Consider the following 17805-nt stretch of genomic DNA (forward strand, 5'->3'; position numbering starts at 1 on the left):
GCTGTTTTCTCGAATTTAAATTTGACAGAACGCAAAAAACATGGTAATTTATTAGAGATATCGCATAGAGGAGTGAATAAAATGAATAAAAGAACCATGAAAAAAATGGCCAAAGCGAAACAGCAGGCTGCAGAAGCTGCAAAAACAGCGGAAACCGTTGTAAAGACAGCGGCACCGGCAAAAGAAGTAAAACCAACGACTGAAAAAACCTTACATACAGAAGCAGCAGAAGGAAAAGCAGAAGCTGCAAAAGAGCCGAAAAAAGCAACCAAAAAAGAAACCGTTAAAAAAACAGTAAAAAAGGAGACCACGGAAACCATGGCAGAAGCAACCAAAACCCCACGTAAAATGACAAAAGTATCTGATACCGTTCTTGAGATCTTCGAGACAAAAGTATCTATGAAAGACCTCGAAGCAGTCATCAAAAAAGAAGTAAAAGCAAACGGATTAAAAGGCGAGATCAAAATCTACCTGAACGCAGAGCAGAGAGCCGCTTACTACACCGTAGACGGACAGGGATCTGACGATTTCAAAGTAGATCTGACCACTCTTGCTGAATAATTTTTCTGTCAGCTGATCTATCAGAACAGACCAAAAGCGGCATGTCCGAAACAAAGTCTTCCGGATTTTGTTTCGGGCATGTTTTTTGCTGTCTGTTCCCAAACCTAAAAAACGACAAGGTATTTTTCTATGAAAACTGTAAACCATCTCGGAACCGACCCGATCGGAAAACTGGTTCCCCGTATTGCTTTTCCGAGCATGCTGGCACAGTTCGTGAGTGTTCTGTACAGCATTGTAGACCGTATGTACATCGGCCACATTGCCTCTGTCGGTGATCTGGCGCTCGCGGGTGTCGGCGTCTGCGGTCCCATTCTCACCATGATCGGCGCGTTCTCCTCCCTCATCGGGGTCGGCGGCGCACCGCTGCTCGGCATCCGGCTCGGAGAGAAAAATGAAAAAGAGGCATCCCGCATCCTGGCTAATGCGTTTCTGATGCTTGTTTCCCTGTCCCTCGTTCTGACAGCCGCGGCGCTTTTTTTAACCCGCCCGATGCTGATGGCATTCGGAGCCAGCACCGTTACGTATCCTTACGCCAGAGCCTATTTTATGATCTACGTTTCCGGCTCTGTGTTTGCGCTTTTATCGACCGGCCTGAACCAGTTTGTGATCTGCCAGGGCTTTGCCAGTGAGGGAATGAAATCTGTTCTGCTAGGCGCCGTCCTGAATCTGCTGCTGGACCCTGTGTTTATCTTCGTTCTGCATCTCGGCGTGCGCGGCGCAGCAATTGCAACCGTGCTCTCCCAGATCGCAAGCTGTCTGTATGTGCTGCATATTCTGTTCGGAAAGACGATTCCGATCCGCATCACCTTCGGCGGGTATTCATTTGCGATCATGAAACGCATTCTGACAGTCGGTTTTACTCCGTTTCTAATCATTGCCATCGACAATGTGATGATCATTGCGATGAACGCCGTCCTGCAGCAATATGCACCCGCCGGACAGGGAGACAGCTTCATCACCTGTGCAACGATCGTTCAGAGCTTTATGCTGATTATTACGATACCGCTCGGCGGAATCAGTGGCGGAACGCAGTCAATCCTCGCATACAATTATGGAGCTGGAAATTCCAGGCGTATTCTTGAGGCACAGAAAACCATCATCGCACTCTGTGCCGGATTTACGACCTTGATGTTCCTCGTCTCCAATGCCGCCGGAACACTGTTTGCGCAGCTTTTTACTTCCGATCCGCAGATCGTCTCGATGGTGGTCCGCGCGATTCATATTTCGACACTCTCAGTCATTCCGCTCGGCATTCAGTACGAGATTGTAGACGGCTTTACTGCAATGGGCTGCGTGCGCTATTCGTTTGCACTCTCCTTCTTCCGGAAATTCGTCTACTTTACCGCTCTGTTTCTTCTGCCGCGGTTCTTTGCACTGGAAAACATCTTCTACGTGGAACCTATTTCCGACCTGATCGGGCCGGTTGTCTCAATGATTGTTTACTGGACTTCGATTCAGAAGATTCTGAAACAGCGGGAAGAGGCGGTACGGCTGATGCACACAAAAAAAGCATAAAAAATCTCATATCAAAAAAGCTGTTCTTTTCCGCGGAGTTTTCAAAACTCTCACCAGAAAAGAACAGCTTTTTCTGCTTCTGTTAAAATGTCTTCGGCATCGGAACGGTTTCCTGTACTTTCAGACCGTATTTTGCTGCCAGCTGCAGTGCCTTCTGTTCCGTCTCCGGATTCCAGACGGCTTTCGGCGTATGGGCATCACAGCCGAAAACGGCGGTGTTTCCTTCTTCGCCGGCGATCTTCCAGAACTTCTCGTTCGGATACCATCTTTCTTCCATCAGACCAAGGAAATTGATCTCCAGCGGAATGTTTCTCTTTTTCACCTCACGGCAGAGTCTCCGGTATTCCCGGTCGAACACTGCTTCGTCGCCGTTGAATAAAAAGAGATCCGGGTGTGCCAGATACAGGTATTTTCCGGTATCGATGCCTGCCAGGCACTGGTCCACATACTGTTTCAGGTAGCTTCCGTCTGTTGTTCCATGGCCGCTGTAGAGAATCTTTTCGATCTCATTTCCCAGGCTGTGCTGGCCAAGCACAAAGTACTCAAACGGATAGTCCGACAAAAAATCAATCAGCTGATCCCAGAATCTCGGGAAATACTCTGTTTCGAGTCCGAGATGGATTTCAATATCCTTGTCATACTCTTTTTTCAATGCCAGCACGGTGTCTACATAGCCTTCCACCTGATCGAGCCGCATCCGCATGCCGGAATCGTAGCCGTCCGGGAACGGATAAGGCGAATGGTCGGAAAAACCGAGAATTTTAAGGCCGCCCTCAATCGCGCGCTCCACATACTCCCGCTCCGTTCCGTCCGCATGGCGGCACCGCCATGTATGGGTATGATAATTTGCAATCATGATCTGTAACCTTCTTTATTTTGTATCTTATTCTGCTGCTTCTTTGGAGATATCCGTTCCAAAATATTTTTCCGAAAGCTCTGTCAGTGTTCCTTCTTCTGCGAGCTCGCCAAGTGCTTTGTTGACTGCCTCAAGCAGCGTCTTGGTCTCATCGCCTTTTTTCATCGGAATACCGACTTTTGTGGATTCCGGATCGAGACATGCAATTTTGATCTCTGCATCCGGGTGTGCTTTCATATAATCGTAATACGTTACCTCTGCGTTCAGAGTTGCATCGATACGGCCGCTTAAGAGAAGCTCGAAAGTCTGCTCCAGATCGTCAACACCGGTAACGGCTGCGCCATATTTCTCGGCAACTTCTGCATACGTACTGGAAATGGTGTTCGCGGTGCTCTTTCCGTCGAGATCCTCCATGGACTGGATTTCATCGTTAGCAGAGTTTACGATAACAGCGGTGCGGTTGTATGCGTATGGATCGGAAAAGCTGTATTTCTCAGCGCGCTCCTCTGTGATATCTACGCCGTTTACCATGATATCGTACCGGCCGGAATCGATTCCTGCAAGAAGGCCGTCCCACTCACCCTCTACAAAGGTTGCTTTCACGCCGAGTTTCTCTGCGATCTGCTGTGCCACTTCTACGTCATAGCCGACCAGGTTGTCGTCCTCATCGTGATACGTCCACGGTGCCCAGGTTCCTTCCATTGCCACAACGATCTCACCCTTGCTCTGGATCTGCTCTAAAAGATCCCCAGACGCACTTGCAGAAGATGCTGATGAAGAGGAAGAAGCACTGCTGTTATCTGCCGTGCTGTTTCCGCATCCGGTCAGTAAAAAGGATGATGTCAGGATACCTGCCAGAAATACTGCTGCCATTTTCTTTTTCATAATATTCGCCACTCCTTTTTTGTTTTGTTCTGGAAGAAGCTGCCTTTGCTTCTTCTGTTTTCTTTATTGCAAACTGTCCGGATTCCGTACTCCGGGCAGGATTTGCCGCTTTGCGGGATACCTTACTCGTAATGCTGTTCAATATTCTGCAAAAATGTTCTCGTCCGCTCTTCCCGCGGATTTGCGAAAAATTCCTTCGACGGACCTTCCTCAACGACAACGCCGTTTTCCATAAAGACAACTTTGTTCGAAACGTTTCTTGCAAAGCCCATCTCATGCGTGACAACGAGCATTGTCATTCCCTCTTTGGCAAGCTGGCGCATAACACCAAGCACCTCGCCGGTCAGCTCCGGGTCGAGTGCTGAGGTCGGCTCATCAAAATAGATAATTTCCGGATCGGTTGCCAGTGCACGGGCGATTGCCACCCTCTGCTGCTGTCCGCCGGAAAGCTGATGCGGATAGTAGTCCGCACGGTCCAGCATGCCTACTTTTTCAAGCGCTGCACGCGCTTTTTCCTCCGCCCTGGTTTTTGGCATTTTTCTGCCGATGATCAGGCCCTCGGTTACGTTATGAAGGGCTGTTTTGTTCAGGAACAGGTTATAGTTCTGAAATACAAATGCGGTTTTCTGACGGATCGCCGCGATATCTTTTTTGCTGATGTTGTGGAACGGATATTCTTTCCCGTCAAAGATCAGGCTGCCGCCGTCCGCATGCTCCAGAAAGTTGACACAGCGCAGCATCGTCGTTTTTCCCGAACCACTCGGACCGAGGATTGCAACAACATCGCCCTGTTTTACTTTTAAATCTACACCTTTTAATACTTCCAGGCTGCCGAACGCTTTCTTTAATCCTTTAATTTCCAGCATGGCTTATTCCCCTTTTTTCTGATATGTACTCAGTTTCTTCTCTCCGATTCCCTGCAGCTTCGTGAGCACAGTGGAGAACAGCAGGTAGATCAGTCCTACTTCAATATACAGTGCCAGCGGCTCATGGGTGCGCGCTACAATCCGCTGCGTTACCATAAACATCTCCGTTACGGTGATATTTGCGGCAAGGGAAGTATCCTTTACCATGGCGATCAGAGAGTTGGAAAGCGGCGGGAAAGCGGTGCGCATCGCCTGCGGAAGGATAATTCTCCGCATGATCTGCAGATACGACATGCCGACACAGTAGCCGGCTTCGAGCTGGCCTGCCGGAACGGCTTCCAGGGCCGCACGCATCGTCTCGGCACTGTAGGCGCCCTCATTCAGGGAAAAGACGAGAACTGCCGCCGGAAACGGATCGATCAGAATACCGGCGCGCGGAAGTCCGTAAAACACAACGAAAAGCTGGACCAGAAGCGGGGTTCCGCGGAAAATCCAGATATAGAAACGTGCAATCTGACGAAGGCCTTTGATGTTTGCAAACTGTACCATAGCCATTGCCGTCGCAATTACAAGTGCAATGGAAAACGAGATTACAGTAAGCGGAATCGTCACCTTAAGGCCCGGCAGAAAGATTTTCCAGAAAGAATCCAGAAGAATATTCCATAATCTTTCGCTCATTTCGATATATCCCCCTTATTTTTACATTTTCCTAGATAGGATAACACTTCAAGTCCGCTTCAAGTCAAGTGTTTTTTCATATACCCCTCCCCCGCATGCAAGAATCCCCGGGAAACACGTTTTTCAACGGCCCCGGGGACACTTATTTATGGTTGGTTTTAAGAGGAAGGATCTTGTCTTTTTTTATGGTATTATGTTATTTACTGCTTAGTCCTGTGTCACATTAAATGCTCTTGCACCAGGGTATACAGCGGCCGTTCCAAGTTCTTCTTCGATTCGGAGAAGCTGGTTGTATTTTGCAACACGCTCGGTACGGCTCGGTGCACCGGTCTTGATCTGGCAGGTGTTCAGGGCAACAGCCAGGTCTGCGATGGTGGTATCCTCGGTCTCACCGGAACGGTGGGAGGAAATTGCGGTGTAGCCTGCTTTGTGAGCCATTTTGATTGCCTCAAGGGTCTCAGATACAGAACCGATCTGGTTCAGTTTGATCAGGATGGAATTTCCGCAGCCAAGGGAGATACCTTTTGCCAGACGCTCAGTATTGGTTACAAACAGGTCGTCACCGACAAGCTGTACTTTTCCGCCAAGCTCTGCGGTCAGCTCTTTCCAGCCTTCCCAGTCTTCTTCATCCAGAGCATCCTCGATGGAGATGATCGGATATTTCTCTACCAGTGCTTTCCAGTGAGCGATCAGCTCTTTGGAAGTAAATACAGTGCCGGCTTTCGGCAGTTTGTATTCACCCTTGGTTCCTGTCTTCCACTCGGAGGAAGCAGCATCCATCGCGATCTTGAAGTCTCTGCCTGGCTCGTAGCCTGCTTTTTTCACTGCCTCAAGAATGGTCTCGATGGCTTCTTCATCGGATTTCAGAGCCGGTGCAAAACCGCCTTCATCTCCAACCGATGTTGCCAGTCCGCGCTCTTTTAAGATGGCAGCCAGTGCATGGAAGACCTCAGCGCACCATCTTAAGCACTCTTTGAAAGAAGATGCTCCAACCGGCATGATCATGAACTCCTGTACATCCAGGCCGGAAGAAAGTGCGTGGCATCCGCCGTTGATGATGTTCATCATCGGAACCGGCAGACGATTTCCGGAAACGCCGCCGAAGAAGCGGTACAGCGGAATCTCAAGTGCGTTTGCTGCTGCTCTTGCGCAGGCAATGGATACAGCCAGAATGGCGTTTGCACCCAGGCGGGATTTATCTTTTGTTCCGTCTGCATCGATCATGGCTTTGTCTACAGCGTAGGTATCGGATGCATCCATACCTTTTAAGGTATCGTTGATGACGGTGTTGATGTTTTCTACTGCTTTCTGCACACCTTTTCCAAGGTATCTTGCTTTATCTCCATCTCGTAATTCCAGTGCCTCAAACTCACCGGTAGATGCGCCGCTTGGTGCCATGCCGCGCCCTACAACGCCCCCTGCAAGAACAACCTCAGCTTCTACGGTTGGGTTTCCTCTGGAATCCAGAATTTCTCTTCCTTTTACTTCCTCAATTTTCAGGCTCTTCACTTTTCGTGTGCTCCTTTCTCGTTTGTTTCTGGAGTTTCCCGCCTGCGAAGTGTCCAAGATCCGCAGACGGGAGATAACAATGATTGATTCGCTTTGGTTAGTCTTTACTAACTGTAATTCATTATAACTAATTTTTTTGAAAATTGCAAGTGGGTAAAGTGATACTTTTTCTCAGAAATGCAAAAAGTTTTTCTGTTCTTATTTTTCCTGTTTAAATGCCTCTTCCAGCGTATGCCATCCAAGCACTGCACATTTCACTCTTGCCGGCATGTGGGAGATGTCCTTCAGTGCACCAGCCTCCTCGAGTTTGTCAATCTCCTCGTCGGATGCTTCTCCTTTGATCATGCGCAGAAACAGATTTCCCAGGCGCAGTGCCTCGTCCTTCGTCTTTCCGATGATCATGCCGAGCATAATGTCCGCCGATGCCTGCGAAATCGCACAGCCGTCGCCCACGAACGCACCGTCCGTGATCACATCGCCGTCGACTTTTAATTTCAGCCAGATATCATCGCCGCAGCTTGGGTTGACGCCCTCGAGTACGATGTCCGCATCCGGCAGATCATGCTTGAATTCCGGACGCAGATTGTGCTCCGTCAAAATTTCGTTATAAAATCCTCTACTCTCCATAGCCCATTCTCCTTCTGATTGTGGATACACTTTCGATCAGTGCATCAATCTCTTCCGGTGTATTATAAAACATCATGCTGGCTCTTGTCGAACTTCGGACGCCAAGATATTCCAGAAGCGGCTGTGCACAGTGGTGGCCTGCCCGCACATCGATGCCGTCAGAAGAAAGAATTTCGCTCACATCGTGCGGATGCACGCCGTCAATCGTAAACGAAACGATGCCCGTATGGTTGGCCGGATCTTTGGAACCGAGGATATGAACGTACGGCAGCGCGCCGAGTCCTTCCATAGCACGTTGCGTCAGTTCCAGCTCTTTTTTCTGGATATAATCAAATCCTTTTTCCTGCAGATACCGGATCGCTGCGGCCAGCCCCACCGCACCGGCTGCATTTACCGTTCCCGCCTCAAATTTCTGCGGAACCGGTGCAAAAACGGCTCCGTCGCGGTGAACGGAATCGATCATCTCGCCTCCGGTTAAAAACGGCGGCATTTTTTCCAGCAGTTCCAGTTTTCCATACAGACAGCCGATTCCCATCGGGCCCATCAGCTTATGGCCGGAAAAGGCGAGAAAATCTGCATCCAGCGCCTGTACGTCGACCGGCATATGCGGAACGCTCTGGGCGCCGTCCACAACGACAACGGCTCCCACGCGGTGCGCCATCTCCGTGATTTTCTGGAGCGGATTCACGCAGCCGAGCACATTCGATACCTGCGCAACAGCCACAAGACGTGTTCTCTCATTAATGCCCTTTTGGAGCTCCTCATCGGTCAGCTCGCCCTCACTGGTACATTCCAGATAATGGAGCTTCGCCCCAGTCATACGCGACACCATCTGCCACGGAAGCAGATTACTGTGATGCTCCATGATTGTTACAGCGATCTCGTCGCCTTCCTTTAAAAAGTTCAGGCCATAGCTGTATGCCACAAGGTTCAGGCTTTCCGTTGTATTCCGGGTAAAAATAATCTCCTCCGGCTCTTCTGCATGAATAAACTTCTGTACGGTCTTTCTTGCCTCCTGATAGCTCTCCGTCGCCTCCAGGCTTAAAGGATAGAAGCCTCGCAGAGGATTTGCATTTTTCTGTTCGTAAAATTCCTGTACTGCAGCAAGAACGCATGACGGGCGCTGTGCCGTCGCCGCGTTGTCCAGATAGATCGTGTCCATTTGCTGCAGAAGCGGGAAATTTTTTCTGATGTTATCTGTTGTCACGGTCAAGCACCTCCGCAAGCTGTGTTTTTACTTTCTGTTCGATGTCCGCATCGCCGATCTTCTGGATTTTTGCTTCCAGTTTCGCCCGCGCTATCGTATTTTCTGCCTGTGTACGGTCCATGCCGCGCGCACCGAAGTAAAACAGTGTCTCTTCATCGAGTTCTCCGATTGCCGCGCCGTGGCTTCCCTGTACGTTTTCCTCTGCACAGAGGATCACAGGAATCGTCTTGTTGACTACATCATCGCCGAGCAGCAATACCTGTTCTGTCTCTGCTCCGACGGAATCTGCCGAACCGCGCACAAAGTCGATTGTGCCGCGGAAGATCTTTTCCGCCGCATCCATCAGCGTTCCGTCTGCCTGGATCGTGCTCTCGGTTACTTTTCCGAAGTGGCGCACATTCAGATTGACATCAAATTTCTGCTGATTCTGCAGAAGATAGCCGATTTCTGCCTGCAGTGATGCGTGATCCTTCTGCAGTTCGGTCCAGATACCGTCATAGACATCGCCTTTTCCGACAACGACCTGTAAAAGATCCAGTGCACCATTTTCCTCGCAGATGCATCCGACATCATTTAAAAGCTCCTGTCCCTCACCGCGCATCATCACCTGCACGAGCCGGATGCGGCTGTTTTTTTTCGCGTAAAGTTCTGTCCGCACCGCGAGCTGTCCCGCTGCCTGTGCCGGTTCAAATACCTCGAAAACGGTAAGGGAAGCTCCCTCTTCTGCCGCCGCGCGGATCTTTCCGGATGAAACCTTCTCTTTTCCCTGTCCGATGGAAAGCGTGACCTGTTTCGTCTGCCCCTCCTTTGCAGAGACACTCCAGTTTTTCGTCTGCTCCGGTGCAAAAAGGACATCCGTCTCTTTTCCTGCCCCGGTATTCATAGCTTCCGGAAAACCCGTTATCTCATCATCCGCAGACGGCTCTTCCGCGCAGATTTCACACGGCGCACCCGCCGCCCATTTTACTTTTGTATCATTTAATCCCAGCCAGTACCATGTTTTCGATGGAAGCTGGTTGATTTTCATGCTGTTCTGTTCTTCCATGTGTCTGGCCTCCTTATCCAATGCTGCCCTTCATCTCGAGGCGGATCAGATTGTTCATCTCCACCGCATACTCCAGCGGCAGTTCTTTTGAAACATCATCCGCGAATCCGCTGACGATGCACGCTCTCGCATCCTCTTCCGTCATGCCGCGCGACATCAGATAAAAGACGGCTTCATCGCTGATGCTTCCGATCTGTGCTTCATGGCCGATGTTCGCATCTTTTGTACGGATATCCATCGCCGGAATCGTGTCCGACCGGGAGATGTCATCGAGCATCAGAGACTGGCAGGAAACGGCTGATTTCGTGTTCTTTGCCGCTTTTGTTGCAGAGACTGACGAACGGAAGGTGCTGATGCCTCCGTCCTTCGAGATCGATTTCGTGTTAATATAGGAACTCGTATCCGGCGCGCTGTGGACAACCTTCGCTCCGGTATCGAGATTCTGGCCCTTACCGGCGAACGTGATGCCGGTAAATTCCATCTTTGCGCCTCTTCCTTTCAGCACGCTCATCGGGTACAGGTAGGAAACGTGGGAGCCGAATGAACCGGAAACCCACTCGATTTTTCCGCCCTCCTCGACCTGCGCGCGCTTCGTGTTCAGGTTGTACATATTCTTCGACCAGTTTTCAATCGTAGAATAACGGAGTCTTGCATTCTTTCCGACAAACAGCTCCACACATCCGGCATGGAGGTTGGCCACATTGTATTTCGGTGCGGAACAGCCCTCGATAAAGTGAAGGTCCGCGTCCTCATCGACAATAATCAGCGTATGCTCGAACTGGCCTGCGCCCGGCGCATTCAGGCGGAAATACGACTGCAGCGGGATTTCCACGGAAACCCCCTTCGGCACATAGACAAACGAACCTCCGGACCAGACGGCTCCGTGCAGTGCGGCAAATTTGTGGTCGGTCGGTTTCACCAGTTTCATAAAGTGTTTCCGCACCATATCCGCGTACTCACCATGCAGCGCACTCTCCATATCGGTATAGACAACACCCTGCGCCGCAACTTCCGCGCGGACGTTGTGATAGACCAGCTCCGAATCATACTGTGCGCCCACGCCGGCGAGTGATTTCCGCTCTGCCTGCGGGATGCCGAGACGCTCAAACGTATTTTTGATGTCATCCGGCACATCGGACCACTTTGCTTTCATTTTGGTATTCGGGCGGACATACGTTACGATGTCATCCATGTTCAGAGCCTCGATCGACGGACCCCAATCCGGAATCGGCATCTGGTTGTAGATCTGTAAAGAACGCAGACGGAACAGTTGCATCCAGGCAGGGTCTTTCTTCTCATCCGAAATTTTCTGTACAATTTCCGGCGTCAGGCCGGCTTTTACTTTATAGGCATCCTTTTCATCGTCTTTGAAATCATAGATGCTTCGGTCAATATCCTCTACATAACTTTTTTCTCTCACAGCGTTTTCATCCTTTCTGTACCTTCGGTTTTACGCCAGTGACTTTTCGTATTTTCCAAATCCGTCCCGGTTGATCTCCTCTACAAGAGATGCATCGCCAGTTTTGACGATTTCACCTTCCACCATGATGTGGGTCTGATCCACCATCAGCGATTCCAGAATCTTCGTGCTGTGCGTGATGATCAGAAGACTTCCTCCGCATTTTCTGCGGTATGCCTCAATTCCGGCAGAAACGGTGCGGACCGCATCGACATCCAGGCCGGAGTCGGTCTCATCGAGAATGGTAAGGGACGGCTCGAGCATCAGAAGCTGCAAGATCTCGGCTTTCTTTTTCTCACCGCCGGAAAATCCGACATTCAGATCACGGTCTGCATACGACGGATCCATCTGCAGAACTTCCATTGCTTTTTCCAGTTCTTTCCGGAACTCAAACAGACGCATCCGTTTGCCGGTCTTTAACTCGACGGCGCTGCGGATAAAAGAGCTTAAGGTTACGCCAGGCACCTCAAGCGGATTCTGAAACGAGAGAAACAGTCCCATTTTGGCGCGTTCATTGACCGGCTCTTCTGTGATGTTCTTTCCCTGGAACCAGATTTCGCCGCGTGTCACGTTATATTTCGGATTGCCGAGCAGCGTATTGCCAAGCGTCGACTTTCCGGTACCATTCGGTCCAAGCAGCACATGCGTCTCCCCTTTTCCAATCGTAAGATTGACGCCGTGCAGGATCTCTTTTTCTTCTACATTTACCGTTAAATCTTTCACTGTTAAAAGATTTTTTCCCATATTGATATCCTCCTTATTTTGCTTCGAGGTTAAAATCTCTGTTTTCGCCTCCGATTGTAGACCTTTTTTCCGAGTATTTCAATCGGATTTATATATTTGAAAAATTTTATCAAAAAACGCACCTGCCGCCGGATTTTTTTTCCGCACGACAGGCGCGTTTTCTATCAACATCGTTTCAGCCGATTCCGCCCAGCACGATTCCGAGAATCAGAACCAGCACACAGATCGGCACGTAGATATATTTGCAGATCGGATAATACAGATCCGTGAATTTGCTGCTTCTTCCCTTGTCTACCTGGGACTGCACATACTTCTTTCCGCAGATCCAGAAGAACATGACTCCGGCAAGGCCGGCGCCGAGCGGGCAGATGTAGATCGACAGAACATCCATCCACTGGGATACAATGCCCTGGATCAGAAGAGATACGACCACACCGATAACCCCGATCACACCGCAGGCTGCTACTCTTCCGAGATGAAATTTTTCCTGTACCGTTGCAATCGGTGCTTCGTACAGGTTAATCAGAGAGGTAAGGCCGGCAAAAAAGACAGCGACAAAGAAAACGATTGCGATCAGCGCGCCACCCGGCATAGACTTTATCAAATTCGGAAGGAAAATGAACAGAAGTCCAGGTCCTCCTGTATTTAACTGTGCTCCCGTAGTTGCCATCGCCGGGATAATAACCAGCGCAGCAAGCATAGCAGCGAGCGTATCAAAAAATGCTACTCTTCCGGCGGCGGCCGGAATATTTTCTCCATCTGACAAATAGGAACCATAGATCAGTGTTCCGTTTCCGGCTACAGACAGGGAAAAGAATGCCTGACCAAGTGCAAAAATCCAGGTCTTCGGATCTGCAAGTGCTTTTGGTTCCACACGGAAAATATAACGGTATCCATCCGCTGCACCGGGCTGAAAGGCAACATAGATACCAAGTGCAACAAACAGGAGAAAGAAAACAGGCATCAGCACCTTATTGACCTTCTCAATTCCCTTACCAACACCAAATGCCAGAATGACCATCGCAACCACAAGAGCTACGATCTGCCAGAAATTGTTTCCAAACGCAGATGCCATGGATTCAAACGCTCCGGCAAAATCCTCTACGCTCACAGCTGACAGTGTCTTTCCGGTAAAGGTTCCGATCATGTACCTGAAAATCCACCCCATGACAACCGTATAACCGATCGCCATTGCCAGGGAACCCAGCACCGGAATCAGACCAAGCGCCTCTCCGGCTTTTCGTTTTCCTTTCGTTTCACATGCAAAACCGAACGCATCAACCGGACCGGATCTTGTGGCACGGCCAAAACTCATCTCCCCGCTCACACCGGTAAAGCCGATCAGTGCAACGAACAGGAAATACGGAATCAGAAAGGAACCTCCTCCGTACAAGGAAACCCGGGTAGGGAACATCCAGATGTTGCCCATTCCAACTGCAGAGCCGATGCAGGCCAGGATAAATCCCCACCGACTGTTAAATGACTCTCTCTTTTTCATACTGCTCTCCCTTTTTCTTACTTTTTCTGAAGATATCATGGCCAAAGTACCTTTTGACTCCAACATCTTCTGAATATTTTAGCATAAGCTATTGGGAAAAGCTATAGCATTTCTCATCTTCCTGCAACTTCACTTTATATTTTATGCTTTTTCCGCCTTGCTGCTGCCATTCCCGCGGAGAACATCCGCAGTGGCGTTTGAAATAGCGGCTGAAATGAGACAGATTGGAAAAACCGCAGATTTCCGCGGTCTGTCCGATGGAAAGTGCCTGATTTGTCAAAAGATTTTTCGCCTTGTCGAGCCGTACTTCAATCAGATCGCTGTGCGGGGTGCTGCTAAAAAACTGTTTATAATAAGAATAAAACTGGCTTTTTTCCATATTGGCCATCTGGCAAAGCTTTTCTGTCGTCCAGTCTTTCTCATAATGGCTCAACATCTTAAGGCGCAGCTCCTGGAATTCCTGATACAGTCCGGCCGGCTCCTCTGCCGCTTTCTTGTACAGCCGCATACCGCGCGATGCCGTAATCATCATCTGACGAACCAGTGCTTCCTCATATTCCACTGCGTATGGATCTTTCACAATGTATTCCCTCTGCAAAAGGCGAATCAGCTCATCAATTGCTTCCGTGTTCTGTGGATAAAAAACAGCATTCTGCGGAATTCCATACGTTTCACCCAGATTCTCACCGCACCAGAAATGGACATAGCTGTTGCGAAACTTCTGAACAGCCTGATAATGCTGCTCGTGATCCGGCGTGTAAAAAAGGCAGGCATTTTCCTGTGCAATGAAAAACGCAGTTCTGTCATACACCTTCATCGGCGTTTTAAACAACAGAAACAGATAGTCCCCGCTGCCCTCCGGCCGATATATCGTCTCATAATCGGCGTTGGATCTATTATATTCACAAATATGAACTGAAAATTCCATTCTTCTCGTTTCCCCTTTTCTTTTCTTCTCCCTATTTTACCGCAAAACCGGAAAAAAAGTCAAATTTGCCGGACAAAAATCTCTGGTTTTTTTCTATCTTCCTGCTAAAATTGAAACTATCCAAAGCGAAAGCGAAACGGTGGAATAAAATCATAGACACGCCTGTGATCCTTTGTTTTTCTGGATCGTGTCTGAAAACGAACATTTCTTTTAACAGGAGGATTTTTAAGTATGAAAAAAGCAGAGATTATCATTGACAAATATTTTCTTACCGGAAAAGTTGACAAACGAATCTTCGGTTCCTTTATCGAGCACCTGGGACGCGCCGTTTACGAGGGCATCTATCAGGAAGGAAGTGCTCTCTCCGACGAGCAGGGCTTCCGAAAAGATACCCTGGATCTTGTCAAAGAGCTTCAGGTACCGATCGTCCGTTACCCGGGCGGAAACTTTGTCTCCGGTTTTCACTGGGAAGACAGCGTAGGCCCGAAAGACAAACGGCCTGCAAAACCAGATCTTGCCTGGGGCGTGATTGAGACAAACGAATTCGGTCTGAATGAGTTTGCTGACTGGTCGAAAAAAGCCGGCAGTGATATTATGATGGCCGTCAATCTCGGAACCCGCGGACCGGAAGACGCAAAAAATGTGCTGGAGTACTGCAACTTCAAGGGCGGCACCTACTACAGTGATCTGAGAAAATCCCACGGTTACAAAGATCCACACAACATCAAACTCTGGTGCCTCGGCAACGAGATGGACGGACCGTGGCAGATGGGACATAAGACCGCTTCTGAGTACGGACGTATTGCAGCAGAGACTTCCCGTCTGATGAAATTCATGGATCCGACGATCGAAACTGTTGCCTGCGGAAGCTCCAATCTTACGATGCCAACCTTCGGTTCCTGGGAATATACGGTTCTGGACGAATGCTATGATGAGGTGGATTACCTTTCTTTACACCAGTACTACGGAAATTATGCAAATGATACTGTCGATTTTCTGGCAAGCTCCAAGGGCATGGATGATTTCATCTCCGGTGTAGTTGCGATCTGTGATGCAGTCAAAGCGAAAAAACACGGCAAAAAGCAGATTAACCTTTCCTTCGATGAGTGGAACGTATGGTATCACAGCAATGAGCAGGATCAGAAGCTGGAGAAATGGGTACGCGCACCGCATCAGCTTGAGGATGTTTACAACTTTGAGGATGCACTTCTCGTCGGAAGCATGCTGATCACACTCCTGCGCCACGCAGACCGTGTCAAGATTGCCTGCCTCGCACAGCTTGTCAACGTTATCGCTCCGATCATGACATCCGATACCGGTGCATGGCGTCAGACGATCTTCTATCCATACATGCATGCAAGCGTATACGGCCGCGGAACCGTCTTAAATACACAGGTTTTGACACCGGTTTACGAGAGCAAAACGTACGGCGAAGCTCCGTATCTCGATTCTGTCTGCATCTGGGATGAGGAAAACGATGCACTGACCATTTTTGCAGTCAACAAGAGCCTGGATGAGGATATGGAGGTTTCCTGCGATCTGCGTCAGTTCGAAAGATGCCGTCTGGCTGAGCACATCGTGCTGACAAACGACGATATGAAAGCGGTCAACACCGAAGCAGATCCGAACCACGTTACTCCGACCCATTCCGATGCCACCAAACTGGAGAATGGAAAAATGCACACCGTTCTTGGAAAACACAGCTGGAATGTGATCCGTCTTACAAAATAATGGAACCGTATAAGGTATGGCCTGAAAAACAGAACATCTGAATTTTTCATCCAAACATATGCATAAAGGAGTTTTATTTTATGGCACAGGCATATTTATTTGTTCATTTTCGGGAAAAAACAACACCGGACGGCGAACAGGTTTATTTCGGCATAAGCCGCGATGGTTTCCACTGGGAAGCTGTCAACGACGGCGTTCCGGGTGCCGGCCAGGGATATGTGCCGTTTGTTGCAGACAGCCTTGCTTCCGGAAAATTTGTTCGTTCTGATGCTTCCTTCTCGTTCCCATACGGCTACAAGCATGGAACGATTCTTCCGATTACAGAGGAGGATTACGAGCGGATCAAAAACCAGGACTGGTCAGATCACGGATATCAGTAAAATCGCTGTCCGCCTGATGGGATTTTCATACAAAAAGAACTGCGGCAGGCTTCCTTTTGGGGAAGTTCCTGCCGCAGTTCTTTTTCGCTTTTCTTTTCCGACAAAACCCATCCGCTTCCTTTTTGTTCTGGCGGACAGTACCTTTTCTGCAGATTGGTAAATGTATCGTTTTGATGGTGTCTGAATTTTTCTTTATCTCTGTGCCTGTGCAGCGGTTCTTGCATGGAACATGCGGAAGACGCCGGTCTGCTCGATCAACTTCGTCAGGCTATAGAAAATGATGGAATCGATCGGCCACATAATCAGGTTCTTTAAGGCACGTGCCGGAAGAAGCACCATGATTCCTTTTCCATACAGCATGCTGATCCACAGGGTGTTCAGCAGTACGTTGACAGTCAGCATAACGATGAACTTGGCTGCAAGCACACGTTTGATGGTCAGTTTTTTGCGATAGTAGAAGCATCCATACATAAAAGATGCCAGCATCGCATTAAAGGTGAATCCGAAGAAGAACGGGCCGCTCGGTTTCAGGAAGTATTTTACGACATCAAGAATGCCGGAGAAAAGACATCCTGTCACTGGTCCGAACAGGTAATCGACAAGGCGGTTCGGGATTCCAGAAAATCCGATGCGGACATAAGGTCCGATATCAATCGATGCTACCTGGTTCAGAATCATCGCCAGCGCTGCGAACATGGCACAGGCTGCGAGGGTTGTGACTGCTTTCAGCTCTTTTGCTGACTGCAGAAACATGTTTTTTGTTTCTTTTGCTGTTTCATTTGCATTTTTCTGCATAAAAAAATTACCTCCTTTACAGATATCTGACTACAATAGGAGATAATCTCTTGTCTCTATCTTCTGTTGCAGCGAGATGCAATTCATATACCGCAAGATTTTCTCTTTTCGTCTCCCTGGCTACTCTCTATCCTGGGAGCACTTTACGCATATGAACTTACTCTGCAGTTGTTTTTGTCCTGCTCATTATATAGTAAAATCCCCTTGATTTCAAGAGGATTTTACATTTTTTTCTAATTTTTTACGATCAAATATCAGCCCTGCATTTTACGGTCTTTCCGGTGATAAAACGGAGACAAACGCAAACTTTTTATCCAGCAGTTTTCCCATCAGCACAATGCCTTTTCCCATCGTAAAAGCAGCTGCTACCGTTCCGATTCCAAGACCTTCGATTCTTCCAAGTCCGAAGAAGGTGAACAATGCGGCTGTTGTCTGGGCTGTTGATCCAGAAAAGGGACAGTTGGGAGTTGGTCAGTGATCGGGTGACGGGTGGTCGTCAGCAATCGGTCACTGGATCAACT

General features: G+C 49.0%; 18 protein-coding genes and 1 riboswitch. Of the genes, 4 read left to right on the forward strand and 14 right to left on the reverse strand.

From position 1 onward, the window contains the following. The first annotated feature begins 81 nt into the window (after window positions 1–81). Entirely contained in the window at window positions 82–561 is a 480-nt protein-coding gene (locus DXD02_RS00440; protein ID WP_055267883.1) for a DUF6465 family protein, read from the forward strand. A 129-nt stretch (window positions 562–690) separates the two neighbouring features. Further along, entirely contained in the window at window positions 691–2076 is a 1386-nt protein-coding gene (locus tag DXD02_RS00445; protein ID WP_117761486.1) for an MATE family efflux transporter, read from the forward strand. 82 nt (window positions 2077–2158) lie between these two features. Here the strand turns inward: DXD02_RS00445 and DXD02_RS00450 are convergent, their stop codons facing one another. The 12 genes from DXD02_RS00450 to DXD02_RS00505 all read right to left on the reverse strand — a co-directional run bounded on the left by DXD02_RS00450 (window position 2159) and on the right by DXD02_RS00505 (window position 14378). After that, the gene (locus DXD02_RS00450) at window positions 2159–2932 is read right to left on the reverse strand and encodes a histidinol-phosphatase (RefSeq protein WP_055217914.1); all 774 of its coding nucleotides are present in this window, start codon (window positions 2930–2932) and stop codon (window positions 2159–2161) included. 27 nt (window positions 2933–2959) lie between these two features. Next, the gene (locus tag DXD02_RS00455) at window positions 2960–3817 is read right to left on the reverse strand and encodes a transporter substrate-binding domain-containing protein (protein WP_055217916.1); all 858 of its coding nucleotides are present in this window, start codon (window positions 3815–3817) and stop codon (window positions 2960–2962) included. 122 nt (window positions 3818–3939) lie between these two features. Continuing rightward, window positions 3940–4683, reverse strand: coding sequence for an amino acid ABC transporter ATP-binding protein (locus DXD02_RS15530; protein WP_055267879.1), 744 nt, complete (start codon window positions 4681–4683; stop codon window positions 3940–3942). Between the two features lie 3 nt (window positions 4684–4686). Next, window positions 4687–5361 (reverse strand): amino acid ABC transporter permease, encoded by a 675-nt coding sequence (locus DXD02_RS15535; RefSeq protein ID WP_022462789.1) that lies wholly within the window; start codon window positions 5359–5361, stop codon window positions 4687–4689. Window positions 5362–5568: 207 nt separating this feature from the next. After that, on the reverse strand, window positions 5569–6870 hold the full coding sequence (gene eno, locus DXD02_RS00470; protein WP_055217920.1) for a phosphopyruvate hydratase: 1302 nt from the start codon (window positions 6868–6870) through the stop codon (window positions 5569–5571). A gap of 198 nt (window positions 6871–7068) precedes the next feature. Continuing rightward, the gene (sufU, locus tag DXD02_RS00475; RefSeq protein WP_055267877.1) at window positions 7069–7497 is read right to left on the reverse strand and encodes a Fe-S cluster assembly sulfur transfer protein SufU; all 429 of its coding nucleotides are present in this window, start codon (window positions 7495–7497) and stop codon (window positions 7069–7071) included. Further along, entirely contained in the window at window positions 7487–8704 is a 1218-nt protein-coding gene (locus tag DXD02_RS00480; protein ID WP_118666247.1) for an aminotransferase class V-fold PLP-dependent enzyme, read from the reverse strand. The genes sufU and DXD02_RS00480 overlap by 11 nt, the downstream gene beginning before the upstream one ends. After that, entirely contained in the window at window positions 8691–9749 is a 1059-nt protein-coding gene (locus DXD02_RS00485) for a SufB/SufD family protein (protein WP_118666248.1), read from the reverse strand. Before DXD02_RS00485 ends, DXD02_RS00480 begins: the two co-directional genes overlap by 14 nt. Before the next feature lie 13 nt (window positions 9750–9762). After that, window positions 9763–11169: a Fe-S cluster assembly protein SufB gene (gene sufB, locus DXD02_RS00490; RefSeq protein WP_118659668.1), complete on the reverse strand. Its 1407-nt coding sequence runs from the start codon at window positions 11167–11169 to the stop codon at window positions 9763–9765. A gap of 30 nt (window positions 11170–11199) precedes the next feature. Continuing rightward, complete coding sequence (sufC, locus tag DXD02_RS00495) at window positions 11200–11952, reverse strand: Fe-S cluster assembly ATPase SufC (protein ID WP_055217927.1); 753 nt, start codon at window positions 11950–11952, stop codon at window positions 11200–11202. 175 nt (window positions 11953–12127) lie between these two features. Continuing rightward, on the reverse strand, window positions 12128–13450 hold the full coding sequence (locus DXD02_RS00500; protein WP_055217929.1) for a sodium-dependent transporter: 1323 nt from the start codon (window positions 13448–13450) through the stop codon (window positions 12128–12130). A gap of 88 nt (window positions 13451–13538) precedes the next feature. Continuing rightward, window positions 13539–14378 (reverse strand): helix-turn-helix domain-containing protein, encoded by an 840-nt coding sequence (locus DXD02_RS00505; protein ID WP_118666249.1) that lies wholly within the window; start codon window positions 14376–14378, stop codon window positions 13539–13541. 231 nt (window positions 14379–14609) lie between these two features. Here DXD02_RS00505 and arfA point away from each other — a divergent pair, with 231 nt between their 5' ends. Next, complete coding sequence (arfA, locus tag DXD02_RS00510) at window positions 14610–16109, forward strand: arabinosylfuranosidase ArfA (protein WP_118666250.1); 1500 nt, start codon at window positions 14610–14612, stop codon at window positions 16107–16109. Window positions 16110–16189: 80 nt separating this feature from the next. Then, window positions 16190–16489, forward strand: coding sequence for a hypothetical protein (locus DXD02_RS00515; RefSeq protein WP_118594421.1), 300 nt, complete (start codon window positions 16190–16192; stop codon window positions 16487–16489). A 192-nt stretch (window positions 16490–16681) separates the two neighbouring features. Here DXD02_RS00515 and DXD02_RS00520 read toward each other — a convergent pair whose 3' ends face one another. After that, a complete protein-coding gene (locus DXD02_RS00520; RefSeq protein ID WP_022461732.1) occupies window positions 16682–17284 on the reverse strand; it encodes a folate family ECF transporter S component in 603 nt (200 codons plus the stop codon). Window positions 17285–17351: 67 nt separating this feature from the next. Beyond that, a riboswitch (THF riboswitch) is annotated at window positions 17352–17451 on the reverse strand. Between the two features lie 100 nt (window positions 17452–17551). Continuing rightward, on the reverse strand, window positions 17552–17704 hold the full coding sequence (locus DXD02_RS15350; protein WP_156338179.1) for a DUF6198 family protein: 153 nt from the start codon (window positions 17702–17704) through the stop codon (window positions 17552–17554). Window positions 17705–17805: the final 101 nt, after the last annotated feature.

The organism is Blautia sp. TF10-30 (assembly GCF_003481245.1).
Lineage (GTDB): Bacteria > Bacillota > Clostridia > Lachnospirales > Lachnospiraceae > Fusicatenibacter > Fusicatenibacter saccharivorans.

Bases quoted from the DNA above. Each gene is read 5' to 3' on its own strand.
- DXD02_RS00440 (WP_055267883.1), top strand. From the start codon at position 82: ATGAATAAAAGAACCATGAAAAAAATGGCCAAAGCGAAACAGCAGGCT.
- DXD02_RS00445 (WP_117761486.1), top strand. From the start codon at position 691: ATGAAAACTGTAAACCATCTCGGAACCGACCCGATCGGAAAACTGGTT.
- DXD02_RS00450 (WP_055217914.1), bottom strand. From the start codon at position 2,932: ATGATTGCAAATTATCATACCCATACATGGCGGTGCCGCCATGCGGAC.
- DXD02_RS00455 (WP_055217916.1), bottom strand. From the start codon at position 3,817: ATGAAAAAGAAAATGGCAGCAGTATTTCTGGCAGGTATCCTGACATCA.
- DXD02_RS15530 (WP_055267879.1), bottom strand. From the start codon at position 4,683: ATGCTGGAAATTAAAGGATTAAAGAAAGCGTTCGGCAGCCTGGAAGTA.
- DXD02_RS15535 (WP_022462789.1), bottom strand. From the start codon at position 5,361: ATGAGCGAAAGATTATGGAATATTCTTCTGGATTCTTTCTGGAAAATC.
- sufU (WP_055267877.1), bottom strand. From the start codon at position 7,497: ATGGAGAGTAGAGGATTTTATAACGAAATTTTGACGGAGCACAATCTG.
- DXD02_RS00485 (WP_118666248.1), bottom strand. From the start codon at position 9,749: ATGGAAGAACAGAACAGCATGAAAATCAACCAGCTTCCATCGAAAACA.
- sufC (WP_055217927.1), bottom strand. From the start codon at position 11,952: ATGGGAAAAAATCTTTTAACAGTGAAAGATTTAACGGTAAATGTAGAA.
- DXD02_RS00500 (WP_055217929.1), bottom strand. From the start codon at position 13,450: ATGAAAAAGAGAGAGTCATTTAACAGTCGGTGGGGATTTATCCTGGCC.
- DXD02_RS00505 (WP_118666249.1), bottom strand. From the start codon at position 14,378: ATGGAATTTTCAGTTCATATTTGTGAATATAATAGATCCAACGCCGAT.
- arfA (WP_118666250.1), top strand. From the start codon at position 14,610: ATGAAAAAAGCAGAGATTATCATTGACAAATATTTTCTTACCGGAAAA.
- DXD02_RS00515 (WP_118594421.1), top strand. From the start codon at position 16,190: ATGGCACAGGCATATTTATTTGTTCATTTTCGGGAAAAAACAACACCG.
- DXD02_RS00520 (WP_022461732.1), bottom strand. From the start codon at position 17,284: ATGCAGAAAAATGCAAATGAAACAGCAAAAGAAACAAAAAACATGTTT.